This is a genomic window from Microvirga terrae (assembly GCF_013307435.2).
GTDB classification, from domain to species: domain Bacteria; phylum Pseudomonadota; class Alphaproteobacteria; order Rhizobiales; family Beijerinckiaceae; genus Microvirga; species Microvirga terrae.
The window spans coordinates 517915-535143 of record NZ_CP102845.1 but is presented as its reverse complement, the minus strand read 5'-3'; the positions used below and the strand labels follow the sequence as shown (position 1 = coordinate 535143).

The 17229-nt window shown below is 66.4% G+C and carries 16 protein-coding genes; 7 read left to right on the top strand and 9 right to left on the bottom strand.

The window, feature by feature from the left end:
- Positions 1–37: 37 nt before the first annotated feature.
- Complete coding sequence (locus tag HPT29_RS02495; protein WP_173948105.1) at positions 38–1204, bottom strand: acetyl-CoA acetyltransferase; 1167 nt, start codon at positions 1202–1204, stop codon at positions 38–40.
- A gap of 182 nt (positions 1205–1386) precedes the next feature.
- On the opposite strand from HPT29_RS02495, the gene HPT29_RS02490 reads away from it, so the two are divergent.
- Together HPT29_RS02490 and HPT29_RS02485 are read left to right on the top strand one after the other, a co-directional pair.
- The gene (locus HPT29_RS02490; protein ID WP_173948104.1) at positions 1387–1965 is read left to right on the top strand and encodes an LOG family protein; all 579 of its coding nucleotides are present in this window, start codon (positions 1387–1389) and stop codon (positions 1963–1965) included.
- The gene (locus tag HPT29_RS02485) at positions 1962–2372 is read left to right on the top strand and encodes an NUDIX hydrolase (RefSeq protein ID WP_259060434.1); all 411 of its coding nucleotides are present in this window, start codon (positions 1962–1964) and stop codon (positions 2370–2372) included. Before HPT29_RS02490 ends, HPT29_RS02485 begins: the two co-directional genes overlap by 4 nt.
- On the opposite strand, the gene HPT29_RS02480 is transcribed toward HPT29_RS02485, so the two are convergent.
- Positions 2360–3508 carry a redoxin domain-containing protein gene (locus HPT29_RS02480; protein WP_173948102.1) on the bottom strand — a complete coding sequence of 383 codons (1149 nt, stop codon included), beginning with the start codon at positions 3506–3508 and terminating at the stop codon, positions 2360–2362. The two genes, HPT29_RS02485 and HPT29_RS02480, sit on opposite strands and share 13 nt — an antisense overlap.
- A 71-nt stretch (positions 3509–3579) precedes the next feature.
- Positions 3580–4482, bottom strand: coding sequence for a DMT family transporter (locus tag HPT29_RS02475; RefSeq protein ID WP_173948101.1), 903 nt, complete (start codon positions 4480–4482; stop codon positions 3580–3582).
- Between the two features lie 190 nt (positions 4483–4672).
- Here HPT29_RS02475 and HPT29_RS02470 point away from each other — a divergent pair, with 190 nt between their 5' ends.
- The 3 genes from HPT29_RS02470 (at position 4673) to HPT29_RS02460 (ending at position 8254) form a co-directional block, all read left to right on the top strand.
- A complete protein-coding gene (locus HPT29_RS02470) occupies positions 4673–6085 on the top strand; it encodes a D-alanyl-D-alanine carboxypeptidase family protein (protein WP_173948100.1) in 1413 nt (470 codons plus the stop codon).
- 98 nt (positions 6086–6183) lie between these two features.
- Entirely contained in the window at positions 6184–7113 is a 930-nt protein-coding gene (locus tag HPT29_RS02465; protein ID WP_210272170.1) for a DMT family transporter, read from the top strand.
- Between the two features lie 4 nt (positions 7114–7117).
- Positions 7118–8254: a CobW family GTP-binding protein gene (locus HPT29_RS02460; RefSeq protein WP_173948098.1), complete on the top strand. Its 1137-nt coding sequence runs from the start codon at positions 7118–7120 to the stop codon at positions 8252–8254.
- Between the two features lie 31 nt (positions 8255–8285).
- Here HPT29_RS02460 and HPT29_RS02455 read toward each other — a convergent pair whose 3' ends face one another.
- From HPT29_RS02455 to HPT29_RS02445, 3 genes are read right to left on the bottom strand one after another with little or no spacing between them, the layout of a single operon-like run.
- Complete coding sequence (locus HPT29_RS02455; RefSeq protein ID WP_173948097.1) at positions 8286–9053, bottom strand: ABC transporter permease; 768 nt, start codon at positions 9051–9053, stop codon at positions 8286–8288.
- A 7-nt stretch (positions 9054–9060) separates the two neighbouring features.
- Positions 9061–9852 carry an ABC transporter ATP-binding protein gene (locus HPT29_RS02450; RefSeq protein WP_173948096.1) on the bottom strand — a complete coding sequence of 264 codons (792 nt, stop codon included), beginning with the start codon at positions 9850–9852 and terminating at the stop codon, positions 9061–9063.
- A 60-nt stretch (positions 9853–9912) separates the two neighbouring features.
- The gene (locus tag HPT29_RS02445; RefSeq protein WP_173948095.1) at positions 9913–10950 is read right to left on the bottom strand and encodes an ABC transporter substrate-binding protein; all 1038 of its coding nucleotides are present in this window, start codon (positions 10948–10950) and stop codon (positions 9913–9915) included.
- A gap of 303 nt (positions 10951–11253) precedes the next feature.
- Here HPT29_RS02445 and HPT29_RS02440 point away from each other — a divergent pair, with 303 nt between their 5' ends.
- Complete coding sequence (locus tag HPT29_RS02440; RefSeq protein ID WP_173948094.1) at positions 11254–12261, top strand: TerC family protein; 1008 nt, start codon at positions 11254–11256, stop codon at positions 12259–12261.
- Between the two features lie 158 nt (positions 12262–12419).
- Here the strand turns inward: HPT29_RS02440 and HPT29_RS02435 are convergent, their stop codons facing one another.
- Positions 12420–12881 (bottom strand): Lrp/AsnC ligand binding domain-containing protein, encoded by a 462-nt coding sequence (locus tag HPT29_RS02435; protein WP_173948093.1) that lies wholly within the window; start codon positions 12879–12881, stop codon positions 12420–12422.
- A 114-nt stretch (positions 12882–12995) separates the two neighbouring features.
- Here HPT29_RS02435 and putA point away from each other — a divergent pair, with 114 nt between their 5' ends.
- Positions 12996–16094, top strand: a complete 3099-nt coding sequence (gene putA / locus HPT29_RS02430) for a bifunctional proline dehydrogenase/L-glutamate gamma-semialdehyde dehydrogenase PutA (RefSeq protein WP_173948092.1) — start codon at positions 12996–12998, stop codon at positions 16092–16094.
- Between the two features lie 141 nt (positions 16095–16235).
- On the opposite strand, the gene HPT29_RS02425 is transcribed toward putA, so the two are convergent.
- Both HPT29_RS02425 and HPT29_RS02420 read right to left on the bottom strand, forming a co-directional pair.
- The gene (locus tag HPT29_RS02425; RefSeq protein ID WP_173948091.1) at positions 16236–16751 is read right to left on the bottom strand and encodes a 2'-5' RNA ligase family protein; all 516 of its coding nucleotides are present in this window, start codon (positions 16749–16751) and stop codon (positions 16236–16238) included.
- A 39-nt stretch (positions 16752–16790) separates the two neighbouring features.
- Positions 16791–17192 carry a F0F1 ATP synthase subunit epsilon gene (locus HPT29_RS02420; RefSeq protein WP_173948090.1) on the bottom strand — a complete coding sequence of 134 codons (402 nt, stop codon included), beginning with the start codon at positions 17190–17192 and terminating at the stop codon, positions 16791–16793.
- Positions 17193–17229: the final 37 nt, after the last annotated feature.

The following is a 17229-nucleotide window of genomic DNA, read 5'->3' as shown; positions in this document are numbered from 1 at the left end:
GGGTCAAGCCCGATGATGACGAAGCCGTGCGGCTTCGTCATTTGATCCGCTCGAGCACGCTCACGTAGTTCGCCACCGCGGCCCCGCCCATGTTGAAGACGCCGCCGAGCACCGGGTTCTTCACCTGGATGCCGCCGGCCTCCTCGCAGAGCTGCATGGCCGAGAGCGCATGCATGGAGACGCCGGTGGCGCCGATGGGATGGCCCTTGGCCTTGAGGCCGCCGGAGGGATTCACCGGCAGCCTGCCGTCGCGGTTCGTCCAGCCTTCCTTGACGGCCGTCGCGCCCTGGCCGCGCGGGGTCAGGCCCATGGCCTCGTATTCGATGAGCTCCGCGATGGTGAAGCAGTCGTGGGTCTCGACAAAGGACAGATCCGTGAGCTGGATACCCGCTTGAGACAACGCGCGCCGCCAGGCTTCCGCGCAGCCCTCGAACTCGATGATGTCGCGCTTCGACATGGGCAGGAAATCCTGCGCGTGGGCCGTCGCCCGGAAGGCCACCGCGCGCTTCATCCGCAACGCCGTCTCGGTATCGGCCAGCACCAGGGCGGCGGCGCCGTCGGACACGAGCGAGCAGTCGGTGCGCTTGAGGGGACCGGCCACGTACGGATTCTTCTCGCTCTCGGCGCGGCAGAAATCGAAGCCCAGATCCTTGCGCATCTGCGCATAGGGATTGTCGACGCCATTCCTGTGGTTCTTGGCCGCGATCAGCGCCAGGGCGTCGGACTGGTCGCCGTAACGCTGGAAGTAGGTGCCGGCGATCTTGCCGAACACGCCGGCGAACCCGCCCGGCGTGCCGCCGTCCTCGGGCAGATAGGAGGCCTTGAGCAGGATGTTGCCGATCTCGGGGCCGGGCGTCGTCGTCATCTGCTCCACGCCGACCACCAGCACGGTCCGGGCGCGCCGCGCCTCGATGGTCTTGATCGCCTGATGCACGGCCGCCGAGCCGGTCGCGCAGGCATTCTCGACCCGGGTCGCCGGCTTGAAGCGGAACTTGTCGCTGGCCTGGAACACCAGGGAGGCGGTGAAGTCCTGGGCCGAGAAGCCGCCGTTGAAGTGGCCGAGCACCACTTCGTCCACGTCCTCGGGCTGAAGCCCCGCATGGTCCAGCGCCTCGTTGGCGACGCGGACGATCAGGCTCTCGACGGTCTCGGTGTCGAGCTTGCCGAACGGGGTATGAGCCCAGCCGACGATGCAGGCGGTCATGGATGTCTCCTCGGGGATTGTCTTGTTGGACGACAAGGTGGCCCTCTTTGCGGCTTTCAGCAAGTCGGGCAGGCGATGGCAGGTCTGCGCCGAGCTCAAGGCCTCAACCTGCTTCCAGGCCTTGAGCTCGGCGCAGACCTGTCGTTCATCGATCCGTGACGCGAATCAGGAAGGACGATCCCATGCGACTGTGTGTCTTCTGCGGCTCCAGCAGCGGCCACGACCCGGTCTATCTCGAGGCAGCCCGGTCCCTCGGCGAGACTATGGCCGCCCAAGGCATCGAACTGGTCTATGGCGGCGCCTCCGTGGGGCTCATGGGGACGGTGGCGGACGCCGTCCTGGGACGGGGCGGCCACGTGACCGGCGTGATGCCGCAGGCGCTGGTGGACAAGGAGATCGCCCATGGCGGATTGAGCGATCTGCGGGTGGTGGGCTCCATGCACGAGCGCAAGGCCCTGATGGCGGAGCTCGCCGACGGCTTCGTCGCCCTGCCCGGCGGGCTCGGCACCTTCGAGGAGTTGTTCGAGGTCTGGACCTGGGCGCAGCTCGGCTATCACCGCAAGCCCTGCGCGCTCCTGAACGCGGGCGGCTTCTACGACAAGCTGACCGACTTCCTGGACGACGTGGTCGATCGTGGCTTCGTGAAGCCGGTCCACCGGGCGATGCTGATCGTCGAGAACGAGCCCGCCGCCCTGATCGAGGCCGTGCGCGCCTATGAACCGCCCAAGGTCGACAAATGGATCAAGGCGGGCGAGCGGTGATCGAGATCGTCGCCGCCCTGGTACGCGACGGGCGCGGCCATGTCCTGCTCGTGCGCAAGCGCGGCACGGAGAGCTTCATGCAGCCCGGCGGCAAGCGCGAGCCGGGCGAGGCCGACCTGCATGCCCTCGCCCGCGAACTGCGCGAGGAGCTCGGCTGCGGCCTCGTTCCGGGCTCCGCGACGAGCCTCGGCCTCTTCGAGGCGCCGGCGGCGAACGAGCCAGGGCGGCAGGTGCGGGCCGCCCTCTACGCGGTGAGGCTTGCCGGCGCGATCGTCTGCCAGGCCGAGATCGAGGAATACGCCTGGATCGACCCGCGCGATCCGGGCGACGTTCCGCTCGCCCCTCTCACGCGGGACGCCATCCTGCCGCTCGCCCTGTCCCTGGAGGAGACCTGTCAGGCCTTGTAGGCCCCCACGCCCTCGCCGAGATGGGCGTTGTTCGCCTCGCGGATCCTGGCCGCCTCCTCGTCGTAAAGGAAGGGCAGGAAGGCGAAGCGGCGGCCCAGCGTGACGCGCGACACCGCATGGAGCAGCGGGCACGAGAACACCACGGCCCCGCCGGGCGGAGCCTTGTAGCTGCGTGGTCCGAATTCCGGGAAGCTGACTTCGCCGCCTTCGAAATCGCCGTTGAGATTGATGGAAACGGCGAAGCGGCGATGGGCCGTGCCGCTCGTCGTGTTGTCCCGGTGCGCCCGGAAATGCCCGCCGTCCTCCGCCGCGTAGCAGGAGACGATGTAGCGCTCCATGCGGGTGGGCTTGAAGAAATGCACCCGCTCGATTTCCGGATTGATGCGACGGAGGATGCGGTGCTGCACCTGCCGGATCAGGTTCGCATCCTCGATCGTGTAATCCTTGCGCCGCTTGTGGTTCGGATCATGGACCGCGACGGTCTTGCCGCCGACTTCCCGCATGAAGCCCGATTCCTGCCCGCCATGCCGCTCGTAGAGACCGATCAGGTGTTGGCAGAATTCGGGCTCGAACACGTCCGGGATGACGAGCACCGGCGCCGGCATCTCAAAGCCGGCGAACCGCTCGACCGGCGGCAGGGCCCGCAAGTAGGCCATCACCTTGTGGCGGTCGCTCCCGTCCGGCTCGAAGGGGAAGACGGCGCGCACGCGCAGGGTCGGATTGAGCACCATCCAGAAGCGTCGGATCGGGATCTGCGACGGACCCTCCGGGCTGTTGCGCGGAAGCGCCCCGTAGAGGCGCCCGACGGCGCCGTCGAAATCCCAGAAATGACGGATGCCCGGGACGATCTGCTTGGCCCGCGCTTCCGCCTCGTCCGACGGGTCGACGCTGACGCCGAAGATCGCGATCCTGTCGTCGTCGAACAGATCCCGATTCTCCTCCTGAAAGGACGCGAGGGTCGCGCGCCCGACCTTGTCCGAGCCCGTGCCGTAGAAGCACAGGACGACATAACGCCCGGCCACGGAATCGAAGCTGTAGTTCGGATTGCTGGACGAGTTCTGTTTGAACCAGGGTACCGGATCGCCGACCTGGAGGACGCGGTAGGCGGGTTGGGCGATCTCAGCGGCATCGGTCATGGGGAACAGGTCCGGACACGGTCACAGGAACGAAACAATGTTCATTAACACGCGTCTGCCGCAGCGACAAGCTAACGTTGCGCCCACAGGAGCAGCCCGACCCCCGCCAGGATCAGCAGCATGCCGGCCAGTTCCCGCCGGCTGGTCGTCTGCGCCAGGAAGCGGTGGGACACCGCCTGCGCCATGAGGAGTTCGACGAGGGCGAGGGTGCGCACGTTCGCGGCCGTGGTGAGCGCGAAGCCGATGAACCAGAACTGGGACGCGAGCGCGCCGAGGAAGCCTGCTCCAAGGGAAGGTCGCCAGGCCGCGAAGCTCGCCACCAAGGCCTTGCGGTCGAAGAGCCCGAGCCAGATCAGGAGGATGACCGTCTGCAACCCTAAGCCCCAGACAAGGGTCGTGGACGCCCGGATCAGGGCGGAGCCCCCGTCGAGCGACAGGATGGCGCCGCGAAAGCCAATCGCCGCCAGGGCGAAGAAGGCTCCCGAGGCGAGGCCGAAGAGAACGGGCTTCGGGCCGGACGAGGCGAGATTCGTGCCCGGCTTCACGGACATGAGCAGAACCCCGCCTGTCGCCACCAGGATCGCCAGCGCCATGGCGGGCGTCAGGTGATCCCCCAGCAGCACCAGGCCAAACAGGGCCACCTGTACCGGTTCCGTCTTCGTATAGGCGGTCACCACCGAGAAGGCGCGCTCCCGCATGGCCGCGAGCATGAGGGCCGTGGCCAGAATCTGCGTGACGGCGCCGGTGAGAGCATAGGCCAAAAAGCTTGCGTTCGGTCCCGGAACAACCTCTCCCGTCACGAGGTTCATCACGACCAGGGCCAGAAGCGCGAAAGGCAGGCCGTAGAGGAAACGGACCTGCGTGGCACCCACGGTTCCGATCGTCTCGGTCAGACGGCGCTGGGTGGCGTTGCGTCCGGTCTGAGCAGCCGCGGCGGCCAGGGTCACCGGAATCCAGAGAAGGGATGTTGTCATATCGATCTTCAAACCGCGCCGCTCTTGCCACTCTCTTGCCACGGATTTCGTTAAGAAGGGCGTACAAACAAGCAAAAATCGACCCAGCCTAGCCAAGGTCTAGGTTTGGGACTAAAAATGGCCCAGCTGACAGGCGGGGCTTGATCGAGATCCTCTCCTATCGTTGGACGAAGCCAAGGAGTCGTTCCGCATGAACGTTAGCCGAGCCCTCCGCGTGACAGCCTTTGCCCTTGCCGCCCTGATGGGTGGTTCGGCTCTGGCCGCCGGCGGCCCTGCTCTTGTCGTTGAACTCGAATCCGGCCGCGTGCTGCACGCGGAGCGGGCAACCGATCCCTGGTACCCGGCCTCGATCACCAAGCTGATGACCGCCTATGTGGCGCTCGACAAGGTGCGCTCCGGCCAGATGAGCATGGAGACGCTTCTGACCGTCACCGACGGTGCGGCGGCCCTGCCCCCGTCCAAGATGGGCTTCAAGCCCGGCACGGAGATCCGCCTCGACAACGCCCTCAAGATCATGATGGTGAAGTCGGCCAACGATATCGCGGCGACCATCGCGGAAAACATCGGCGGCTCGATCGACGGCTTCGCCGAGCTGATGAACGCCCATGCCCAGCGTCTCGGCATGATGAGCAGCCATTTCGCCAACCCGCACGGCCTGCCCGACGACCGCAACCAGACCTCGGCCCGGGACATGGCGGTTCTGGCCCGGGCGCTGCTGCTGGAATTTCCCCAGTACCGGGATCTGTTCGACATCGGGGCGGTACAGTTCGGCCGGCGCATCATGCGCAACACCAACGGGCTCATCGGCCGCTATCCGGGGGCCGACGGGATGAAGACCGGGTTCATCTGCTCGGCCGGCTTCAACGTGGTGGCCAGCGCCACCCGCAACGGCCGCCACCTCATCACGGTCGTGCTCGGCGCCCCCTCGGCCAACGAGCGCACCATCAAGGCGGCCGAGCTGTTCGACCGCGGCTTCAGCAGCAAGGTGAACTTCACCAATCCGGAACTCGCGGCCCTGCCCGCTTCGGCCAATGCCACGCCGCCGGACATGCGTCCGGTCATCTGCGACCGGCGCGGACCGATGCCGCAGGAAGAGGATGCACCGGCGGTCGCCGAGACCGACAGCAACATTCCGAACCTGTTCTCCTCCGAGGTGATGGCCTTTGCCGGAGCGACGACGGAAAAGCCCGTACGCACCGTGCTGGGGCCCCGCACGGCCGTCGAGCCCGAGCGCGTGTGGATCGGGCTCAATCCTCCCTCGGAATCCGAACTGGCCGCTCAGGCGGCCGCGGAAGACGCCGCCGAGCAGGCCCGTAAGGCGAAGACCAAGAAGGCAACCGCCTCCAAGAAGGCGCCAGCCAAGGGATCTGCTCCGAAGGACGCGGCCGACAAGGCGTCGGACGACCAGGCCGACGACAAGGAGCCCGTGAAGACGACGGCGAAAGGCAAGGATCAGCCGCGCGCCAGCGTCGCGGTCAAGCCGGTGACCGGCTCCTCGAAGCCGGCCGCCAAGACGCCTGCGGACAAGACGCCTGCCGACACGAAGGCGAAGGCGCCTCAGAAGGCGGACGCCGCCGCAAAGCCCAAATCCGTCGCGAACTGATCCGCGACGCCCTCATGTCCTGCGACGCCCGGTCATCGACCGGGCGTTTTGCCTGATCCCTTGCTTTTGCGGGCGATCCGCGCGAACGGTGCGGAGACTTGAACCTCAAGGTCGCGATGACCCGCTCCTCTTCTCCAGCCAACGGCCTGCTCTTCGCCCTCACGTCGGCCGGCCTCTACGGCTTCAACATCGTCTATGCGCGCATCGCATCCTTCACAGGGGCGAGCGGGTCGGCCATCGTGGTCTACCGGGTTCTTTTGATGCTCGTCCTGGTGGGCCTCGTCGCCGCGATCCTGCGAAGCTCGCTCGCGATGGAGCGGGAGGAACGAGGCAAGCTGCTCCTCGTCGGCGTTTCCAGCGCCCTCCAGGGCATCGGCTACCTCTCGTCCGTCGCCTTCATTCCCGTGACGGTCGCGGCTGTGGTCTTCTACACCTATCCCATCATCATCGTCCTCGTGAGCCCCTTCGTGGAGAAGACGCCGCTGACGCAGGCCCTCGTCGCAATCGTCGCCGTCGCGACCCTCGGGGTCTGCCTTGTTGTCGGACCGGCCTTCTCCGACCTCGACTGGCGCGGCCTCGCGCTCGCGTTCGGGGCCAGCATCGCGACGGCCGTCCAGTTCTTCGCGGCCGCGCGCTGCACCAGGACCGGCGTTGTGGCGAAGGTGTTCTGGATCCAGTTGATCATCCTGCCCACCGCCATCCTCGTCAGCCTCGCGACCGGCCAATTGGCACCCCCGTCGATCCTGGCCCTCGCGCCCTTCGCCGTCACGATGACGATCGCCGGCTACGTGGGCGGGTTCGTCCTGCAGTTCCTGGCGCTCGGGCGCATCTCGGCCGTGGCGGCCGGAATCCTCTATTGCGCCGAGCCGGTCGTGGCCGCCGTGTCCTCGGCCCTGATCCTCAACGAGACCCTGGCTCCCCTGCAGATCGCCGGCGGGGCTCTTGTGCTGGCCGCTATCGTGGCCAACGTTCTCCTGGAACAGCGCCGCCGCCTGAAGGACGCCGCCCTGGTGCCGATTGCCGATTGACAGGATGACCGCCATGACCCCTCCCGCCCTGATCCCGCTTACCATCCTCACCGGCTTCCTGGGCTCGGGTAAAACCACTCTGCTCAACCGCCTCCTGAAGGATCCGGCCCTGCAGGACACGGTGGTCATCATGAACGAGTTCGGCGAGATCGGGCTCGACCATCTCCTGGTGGAGACCGTCGACGAGGGCATGGTGCTGCTCTCCGCCGGCTGTCTCTGCTGCACCGTGCGCGGCGACCTCATCGCGACCCTCGAGGACCTCCTGCGCAAGCGCGACAACGACCGCATCCTGCCGTTCAAGCGCGTGATCATCGAGACCACGGGCCTGGCCGATCCGGCGCCGATACTGCACGCGGTGCTCTACCATCCCTATCTCTCGCTGCGTTACGCCGTAGAAGGCGTGGTGACGGCGGTCGATGCGGTCAACGGCGCCGCAACCCTGGATGCGCATCGGGAAGCCGTGAAGCAGGCGGCCGTCGCCGAGCGCATCGTGATCACCAAGACCGATCTCGTTCAGGACCCGGACGGCCTCGTCCGCCTGCACGAACGGTTACGCCAGCTCAACCCGGGCGCTGCCCTTCTGGCCGCGGATGCTCCGGCCGAGGCGGTCGTCTCGGGTGGTCTCTTTGGCCTCGACGGCAAAATCGGCGACGTGGCCGAATGGCTGAAGACGGAAGCCGTGGAGGCGGCGGAGCACGCGAGCCATGCGCACCAGCACGGACATCACCATCATCCCGGGCAGGACCATCACCATCATCACGACGTGAACCGGCACGATGACAGGATCCGGGCCTTCTGCCTCACCAGCGATCAGCCGGTCCGCCAGGGCACCCTCGACATGTTCCTCGACCTTCTGCGCTCGTCCCAGGGCGCAAAGCTGTTGCGGGTGAAAGGTCTCGTGGCGCTCGCGGAGGATCCGGATCATCCGGTGGTCATCCACGGCGTCCAGCACGTAATCCACGTTCCGGCCGTTCTGCCGCGCTGGCCGAGCGCCGACCGGCGCAGCCGCCTCGTCTTCATCGTGGACGATCTGGAGCGGGACACCGTGGAGAGGCTTTGGAACGCCTTTCTCGGGCGCCCCGCCGTCGACCAGCCCGACGCGGCGGCGCTCTCCGACAATCCTCTGTCGTTGCGGAGGTGAACCCTGGTTCGCTCCCTCCGAAAGAAGGAGACTAGGCCGCCATCTGTGAGCGCTGGGCCCAGCCGGTCATCGAGCGCTCCACGGCGGCCGTGATCGCGTACATGATGACGCCGAGAACCGCCAGGACCACGAGGGCGGCCCAGACGAAGGGCACCTCGAAGGCGGCGGATGCGCGGGTGAGCAGGTTGCCGATGCCGACATTGGACGCGTTCTGCTCGCCGATGACGGAACCAACATAGGCGAGCGTGATCGCCACCTTGAGCGAGCCGAAGAAATACGGCATGGCCCGGGGCACGCCGACCTTGAATACGATGTCGCGCTTCGAGGCCCCGAGCGCCCGCAGCACGTCCTCCATTTCGGGCTCCACCGTCGAAATGCCCGTTGCGACGTTCACCACGATGGGAAAGAACGAGATCAGGAAGGCGGTCATCACCGGCGGCACCCAGCCGACGCCGAACCAGAACACCAGGATGGGCACCACGGCGACCTTGGGGATCGAGTTGAAGCCCACGAGCAGCGGGTACGAGCCGGCATTGATGAGTCGCGAGGAGCCCAGCACCATGCCGAGCAGCAGGCCGAATCCCACCGCGAGGCCGAAGCCCGCCAGCGTCATCCAGAGGGTGTGCATGGCGTGATAGGCGAGCTGGGTCCGATACTCCCATACGGCGAGCAGAATCGTGGAGGGCGCGGGCAGGATGAAGCTCGAGATCCTCAGGGCGTGGCAGAGAACCTCCCAGAGCACGAAGAAGCCGATGGTGAAGACCCAAGGGGCGAGAGCGAGCTGGTTCTTGGTTTTCATGGATCTTTCACGCCGCCTGACGCGCCTTCGCAATGTGGCCACGCAGTTCATGGACAAGTTCGGAGAATTCCGGCGTATAGGTGATTTCGAGATCGCGCGGCCGTGGAAACGGCACCTCCTTCTCGGCGACGATCCGGCCCGGCCGGGCGCTCATGCAGAAGATCCGGTCCGCTAGGAACGCGGCCTCGCGCAGGTCGTGGGTGACGAGAATGATCGTGACCTTCTGGGCCGCGTGGAGATCGCGCATCACGCACCACAACTCCTCGCGGGTGAAGCTGTCGAGGGCGCCGAAGGGCTCGTCGAGCATCAGGAGCTTCGGCTCGTGGATCAGGGCGCGGCACAGAGAGGCCCGCTGCTGCATGCCGCCCGAGAGCTGCCAGGGAAATTTGTGCCCCTGCCCAGTCAGGCCTACCTGGGCGAGCAGGCTTTCGGCCTTCCCCACGTACTCCGCCTTGTGGCGGCGCAGCCGCGAGCGGTGTGGCTCGACGATCTCGAGCGGCAGGAGGATGTTGTCGAGCGTCGTCCGCCAGGGCAGCATGGTAGGGTTCTGGAAGGCCATGCCGGCAAGCTTGACGGGAGCTCCCACCTGCTTGCCATCGACGATCACCGTTCCCTCGCGGGGAAACTGCAGCCCGGTGGCGAGCTTCATGAGGGTGGACTTGCCGCAGCCCGAGGGGCCGACGATGGCGGCGAACTCGCCCTCGCCGACCTTGAGATTCAGGTTCCGGACCGCGGGCAGGCCGTCCTCGGCCCGGGCATAGACGTGGGTGACGTCATGGATATCGACGAAGGGTTTCATGAAGCCGTGCCGGTGAGCCAAAGAAAAAGCCCGGCTGTTGTAACGGCCGGGCTCAGCTGATCAGTTCACTTTGCGCTGGTCAGCGGCGGGCAAGAACTCCTCCGTGAACACGGCGCCGACTTCAGGTTTGTTCTTGTAGGTGAAGGTCAGGCCGATCTGGTCGAGGGCCTTGGCGAAGCGCTCCTTGTCGATGCCGCCGAAGCCGTTCTCCTTGACCCAAGGGGTGATCATGTTCTGCTCGAGCACCATCTTGAGGCGTTCGAGTTCCACGTCCTTCTTGGCCACGTCGTTGCGCTTGATGACCGAATCGACCGCGCTCGAGGGATCCTTCACCGTGTCCTGCACGCCCTTCATGATCGCGCGCAGGAGGCCCTTGACGGCCTCCGGCTTCTCCTGGGCGAATTTCTGCGACACGATGATGGTGTTGCCGTAGAGATCGACGCCGTAATCGCTCATGAGCATCACGACGATGTCGTCCGCCGGGACACCGCGCGATTTCAGGTTGATGTAGGACGACATGGAGAAGCCGAACACCGCGTCGACCTCTCCTTGCGCCAGCATCGGCTCGCGGACCGGGAAGCCCACGTTCTCGAACTTCATGGTGGAATCGTCGATCTTGTTGACCGCCTTGAAGATCGGCCATTGCGCATAGGCGCCGTCCGCCGCCGGGGCGCCCAACTTCTTGCCCTGCAGGCTCGACACCTCCTTGGTGATGCCGCGGCTCTTGCGCCCGATGAGCGCGAAGGGGGGACGATCGTAGATCACCATCACGGCCTTGATGTCGGCACCCGGATTCTCGTCGCGAAAGCGCACGAGGGAATTCACGTCGCCGAAGCCCGCGTCATACGTGCCGGACGCCACGCGCGAGATCGGCTCGCGCGAGCCTGCCGCCGGATCGATGGTCACGTCGAGCCCCTCGGCCTTGAAGTAGCCCTTGTCGATCGCAACTGCGAAGGGGGCCGCCGGCCCCTCCCAGCGCCAGTCCAGCGAAAACCTCACCGGCGTCTGGGCCTGGGCGGACGCGGATCCGAGGAGCACGGCCGCGCCGGCCAGCATCCCCGTGATCCACCTCGCCTTGGTCGAACGATCCGCAAACATCACCGTCACCTCTGATTGTTATGGCCCGGAGCCTCGTGGCGCTCTTTAGGGCCGCCTGCCCGGTTCCTGACCATGCAATCAGATCGGCTCTCCGGGTCAAGTCTCTTGGCCGGGCACCCCTGCCCTCAGGACGGGCATCTGACGGAAAATTGAGCAAAAAAAGTCGGGTTCCGCGCTCTTGACGGCCGGACGGGCTCTCCCCACGTTGGATCCCATCGGTGACCGGGCCCCTCTGGCAGGACGTGAGCACACGACTGCGATGTCGGAGCCGATGCTTGAACAGAAGCAATCAAAGGTCCGGTTATGCCAGAATTCCTGCTCATGGAATGGCTGGGGAAGCCCGTCTGGATGTGGACGGCTTTCCTGAGCCTTGTCGTTTTTCTCCTCGCTTTCGATCTCGGTGTCCTGAACAGGAAGGACCGGGAGCTCGGCGTGAAGGAGAGCCTTCTCCTGTCCGCCTTCTACATCGGCATCGCGACCGCCTTCGGCGCTTATATCTGGTGGTCGTTCGAGACCGGCCTGCTGGTGACCGAGGACGGCACGCATGCGGGCATTTCCTACTTCACGGGCTTCTTCATCGAGAAGTCCCTGTCGATCGACAACGTCTTCGTGATCTCGCTGATCTTCAGCTATTTCGCGATCCCCCGGAAATACCAGTATCGCGCCCTCGTCTGGGGTATCGTTGGCGTCATCATCCTGCGCGGCATCATGATCGCCGTGGGCGCGGCCCTGGTGCAGGAATACGCTTGGATGCTCTATCTCTTCGGCGCCTTCCTCATCGCAACGGGGATCAAGATGCTGATCGTCCCCGAGAGCGATCCCGACATCGAGAAGAACCCCCTTGTCCGTTTCCTGCGCAAGCACATGCGGGTGACGAACCGGCTTCACGACCAGCACTTCTTCGTGCTCGAGCCGGATCCGAAATCGGGCCGGATCGTCACCTGGGCGACGCCGCTCTTCCTGGCCCTCGTGGTGATCAACGTGGCCGACCTGATCTTCGCGGTGGACTCGGTGCCGGCGATCTTCGCGATCACCACGGACACCTTCGTGGTCTACACGGCCAACATCATGGCGATCCTGGGCCTGCGGGCACTCTATTTCGCCCTGGCCGCCATGGTGCACCGGTTCCACTACCTGAAATACGCCCTCGCCCTGGTGCTCGTCTTCATCGGCGGCAAGATCTTCTGGAACCAGCTTGTGGGCAAGCTCGATCCCACCATCTCGCTCGGCGTCACCCTCACGCTGATCGCCGGCGGCGTCCTCTACTCCCTGTGGAAGACGAAGGACGAGGAAAAGACGGTGGCCGGCTAAGGCACCTCCTGCGCGATCACCGGCCTTTCGCCGGTGAGGACGCCCACCACGTCATGGCCGGCCATGTGCCGGCCATCCCGACTGTCGGAAGCGCTCAGCCTCTCGCATCGGGACCACCGGCCCCAGGCCGGTGATGGCGGAAAGGCACGCCACGGTCATCACACGGGCAGCATCCCGTCGCTCTTCACCTCCTCCATGACCGCATAGGTGCGGGTTTCCTTCACGCCCGGCAGGGCCAGCAGGATCTCGCCGAGGAAGTGGCGGTAGGCGCCCATGTCGGCCACGCGGGTCTTGACCAAGTAATCGAAGCCGCCCGCCACCATGTGGCACTCGAGAACCTCGGGGGCCCGCTTCACGGCGGCGGCGAATTTCTCGAAGACGTCCGGCGTGGTCTTGTCGAGAGAGACCTCCACGAAGACCAGGAGCTCGAGGCCGAGCCGGTGCGGATCGAGCCTGGCGCCGTAGCCGGCGATGACGCCCTCCCGCTGCAGGCGCTTCACCCGTTCGCCCGTGGACGTGGGCGACAATCCCACCTTCTCGGCCAACTCCACGGTGGCGATGCGGCCATCGGCCTGGAGAGCTTTGAGGATCTTGCGATCGATCCGGTCCAAATCCGCCATTCGCACGGTCTTTCCAGCTTTTCTCCGCTCTTTCTAAGGCAAGACCCCAAATTTTGCCATCGAAGCGCGGTCTCAGGCCACCTATATTTCTGGAAACATCCAGAGGACATTCCGATGAGCCCCGCCCCCAACGCCGCCCTGCCCTTCAACCCACCTTTCGCGGAAGACGATAAGGCCCTCGCCGCCCGCCTTCTCGCGAGCGCGCGCCTCTCGCCGGAGCGGGAAAAGCGGGTGGACGAGCAGGCGACCCGCCTGATCGAGGCGATCCGCGCCAAGGGCGGCGGACTCGGCGGCGTCGAGGAGATGCTGCGGGAATACGCGCTCTCCACCAAGGAGGGTCTCGCGCTCATGGTGCTGGCCGAAGCGCTGCTGCGGGTGCCAGATGCCGCCACGGCCGATCGGCTGATCGAGGACAAGCTGGGCCAGGCCGACTTCGCCGGCCACGAGGCGAAGTCCGACGCATTCCTCGTCTCGGCCTCGGCCTGGGCGCTCGGCATCACGGCGCGGATCATCCAGCCCGGCGAGACCCCGGAGAGCATCCTGGGCCAGCTCACCAAGCGCCTGGGCCTGCCCGCCGTGCGCACCGCCACTCGCCAGGCCATGCGGGTCATGGGCAACCACTTCGTGCTGGGCCAGACCATCGACGAGGCTCTGAAGCGCGCCACCTCGTCCAAGGGCCGCCTCTACCGCTATTCGTTCGACATGCTGGGCGAAGGCGCCCGCACGGCCGATGACGCCCGCCGCTACTTCGATTCGTACGCCTCCGCCATCGACGCTATCGGCCGCTCGGCCGGCAACGAGCCGCTGCCGAACCGGCCCGGCATCTCGGTGAAGCTCTCGGCCCTGCACCCGCGCTACGAGGCCACGAGCCGCGAGCGGGTCATGCGCGAGCTGGTGCCGCTCGTGATCGAATTGGCGCAAAGGGCGAAATCCTACGATCTCAACTTCACCGTCGACGCGGAGGAGGCCGACCGGCTGGAGTTGTCGCTCGAGGTGATCGAGGCCGTGCTCGCCGATCCATCGCTCGCCGACTGGAAGGGTTTCGGGCTCGCCATCCAATCCTACCAGAAGCGGGCTGGATCGGTGATCGACGCGATCGCCGCCATGGCGGAGCGCTACGACCGCCAGCTCATGGTGCGCCTGGTGAAGGGCGCTTATTGGGACACGGAGGTGAAGCGCGCTCAGGAGCGCGGCCTCGACGACTACCCGGTCTTCACCCGCAAGGCGATGACGGATCTTCACTACATGGCCTGCGCCGAGAAGATGCTGTCCCTGCGGCCACGCATCTATCCGCAATTCGCCACCCACAACGCGCTCACCGTCGCGTCGATCATCGAGCGGGCCGGCGGCACGGAGGGCTACGAGTTCCAGCGCCTGCACGGCATGGGCGAGGCGCTCTATGCCCGCCTTCTCGAGGACAGGCCGGGCCTTGCCTGCCGGGCTTACGCGCCGGTGGGCGGCCATCGCGATCTTCTCGCCTATTTGGTGCGCCGTCTCCTGGAGAACGGGGCGAATTCCTCCTTCGTGTCGGTCGCGGCCGATACCGACGTGCCGGTGCAGTCCCTCCTGAAGCGTCCGGCGGACATCATCGTGTCGGCCGACAGGGCGCGTCACCCGAAGCTCCCGCTGCCGCGCGACCTCTATGGCCCTGAACGTGCCAACTCGCGGGGCGTGGAATTCGGTCACCAGGCTTCGCTCGATGCCCTCCTCGCGGAGATCAGGGCAGGCGGGCAGCAGAACTTCAAGGCGGTGCCGCTGATCGACGGCAAGGCCGCGTCCGGGGTCGCCCGGCCGGTGGTCAGCCCGGTCGACGGCAGCACCGTGGCCGGCCAGGTGACGGACGCCGCGCCGGAAACGGCCGACCGGGCGATGGCGGCCGCGCAGGCGGGCTTCGCCGGCTGGAGCCGCACGGACGCGAACACGCGTGCGAAAGCCCTCCAGCGGGCCGCCGATCTTCTGGAGGAGCGGCGCGGGGCGCTGCTGCACCTGTTGCAGGTCGAGGCCGGCAAGACCCTGGACGATGCGCTCTCGGAGGTGCGCGAGGCCGTCGATTTCCTGCGCTACTATGCCGTTCAGGGCCGCACCCTCTTCGGCGCCGGCGAGGCGATGCCTGGTCCCACCGGCGAGAGCAACGTGCTGCGGCTGCGCGGGCGCGGCGTGTTCGTGGCGATTTCGCCCTGGAACTTCCCGCTCGCGATCTTCCTCGGCCAGGTCAGCGCCGCGCTGATGGCCGGCAACGCCGTTGTGGCGAAGCCTGCCGAGCAGACGCCCCTGATCGCGGACCTCGCCGTGCGCATCCTGCACGAGGCGGGCGTCCCGAAAACGGCGCTTCACCTGGTGCCCGGTGACGGGCGTGTCGGCGCGCGTCTCGTGGAGCACAAGGATGTGGCCGGTGTGGTCTTCACCGGCTCGACAGAGGTCGCCCGCATCATCAACCGCACGCTCGCCGGCAAGGACGCCGCCATCGTTCCGCTGATCGCCGAGACCGGCGGTATCAATGCGATGATCGTCGACGCAACCGCGTTGCCGGAGCAGGTCGCGGACGACGTTGTCATGTCGGCCTTCCGGTCGGCCGGTCAGCGCTGCTCGGCCCTGCGGCTGCTCTGCGTCCAGGACGACGTGGCCGACCGCATGATCGAAATGATCGCCGGCAATGCCCGCGAGCTGAAGATCGCGGACCCGCGCGAGATCTCGACCCATGTCGGTCCTGTGATCGACCGCGAGGCGAAGGACAAGCTCGATGCCCATATCGCGGCGATGAAGACATCGGCGAAGGTGCGTTATGCCGGTGAAGCGCCTGCGGCGGGCACCTATGTGGCGCCGCATATCTTCGAGCTGAACAAGCCGCACGATCTCGCCCAGGAGGTGTTCGGCCCGGTGCTGCACGTGGTGCGCTACAGGGCGGACCGGCTGGAGGAGGTGCTGCGCGCGATCGAGGGCAGCGGCTACGGCCTGACGCTCGGCGTCCACTCGCGCATCGACGCGACGGTCGCGCGTGTCGTCCAGGCGCTGTCGGTGGGCAATGTCTACGTCAACCGCAACATGATCGGGGCGGTCGTGGGCGTGCAGCCCTTCGGCGGGCACGGCCTGTCCGGCACGGGACCGAAGGCCGGGGGCCCGCACTATCTCCTGCGCTTCGCCACCGAGCAGACGGTGACGATCAATACGGCCGCGGCGGGCGGCAACGCCAACCTGATCGCCATGGGGGAATAGGGCACGCGCTGGGTCGATCGCCCGGGTTACGCCTCTTCCTCGTCGTCGCCGGCCTTGTGCCGGTGATCCCGCTTGGTTGTAGGGCATCGCTCGTCGGGTCGGGATGGCCGGGACAAGCCCGGCCATGACGTGGTGTATCGGTCAGGCGGTGAAGTCGAAGAGGCCGACCATCTCCCACGGCCCGCCGCGATACCACCACAGGTCAAGCCCGAGCGCCTCGGCTTGAAAGGGCTGGAAGCTCTCCGTGAGATGTTCCAGGAGAGCCCTTGCCCGGGTGGGATCGACCTTGTTCTGCACGGTCACGTGCGGTTGGTGGTTCTGCCGGTCCTGGGGCTTGAGCCAGTCGTTCCACGTCAGCGCCAGGGCGCGACGCAGGTCGGCGAGGTCCGCGGAGTGGAGCGTATAGGCGACTCCGCGTCCGAGGGACCGAAGGCCTGTGACGGCGAGGGAGAAGGGCGCCCGACCGGTGATCGTCCGCTCGATGTCGCTCTGGATGGCGGGACGATGCTCGCCCGGCAGCGCATGGAACAGGGTGAGATGGGCCGGGATGAAGTTGCGGCCGGGCGGAAAGTAGCGCTGTCGCTGCGCGTCAAAGAAGGCGAATGAGCCTTCGTCGAGCCGGAGCGTGAGGATGAGCGGAGCGCTGACGGGGACCATGACATAAAAAACCCGGCTCGTGGCCGGGTTGTTTCAGTCTCAGAAGTTCAGCGCCGCCTTGGCTTCGCGCAGCTGGGCGATCGCCGATTCCGCCGCGTGCTTCGCGGCCGGCTCGTTGGAGGCGTCGTAGTGCATCTCGGCGGTCAGGATTTCCTGGTCGAGGATGTCCTGGGTCAGCTCTTCCTCGGGAAGGGCGCGCTCCGCCAGAACCGTGAGGCCGTTCTGGTTGATGTCGGCGAAGCCGCCGCGCACGAGAACCCGTCGTCCGTTGCCGGGCGTGCTGGTGATGACGAGGAACCCGGTCTTGAGGGTGGTCATCACCGGCGAGTGGCCGGCCAGAACCGTCATGTCGCCCTCGGTCGCCGGCAGCACGACGGCGTCCACGTCGCCGGAGAACAGGACGCGCTCAGGGGACACGAGTTCGAAGTTGAAGGTAGCCATCTGTGCTCCTCGTCATCCCGCGGCCACCGGGCGGTCG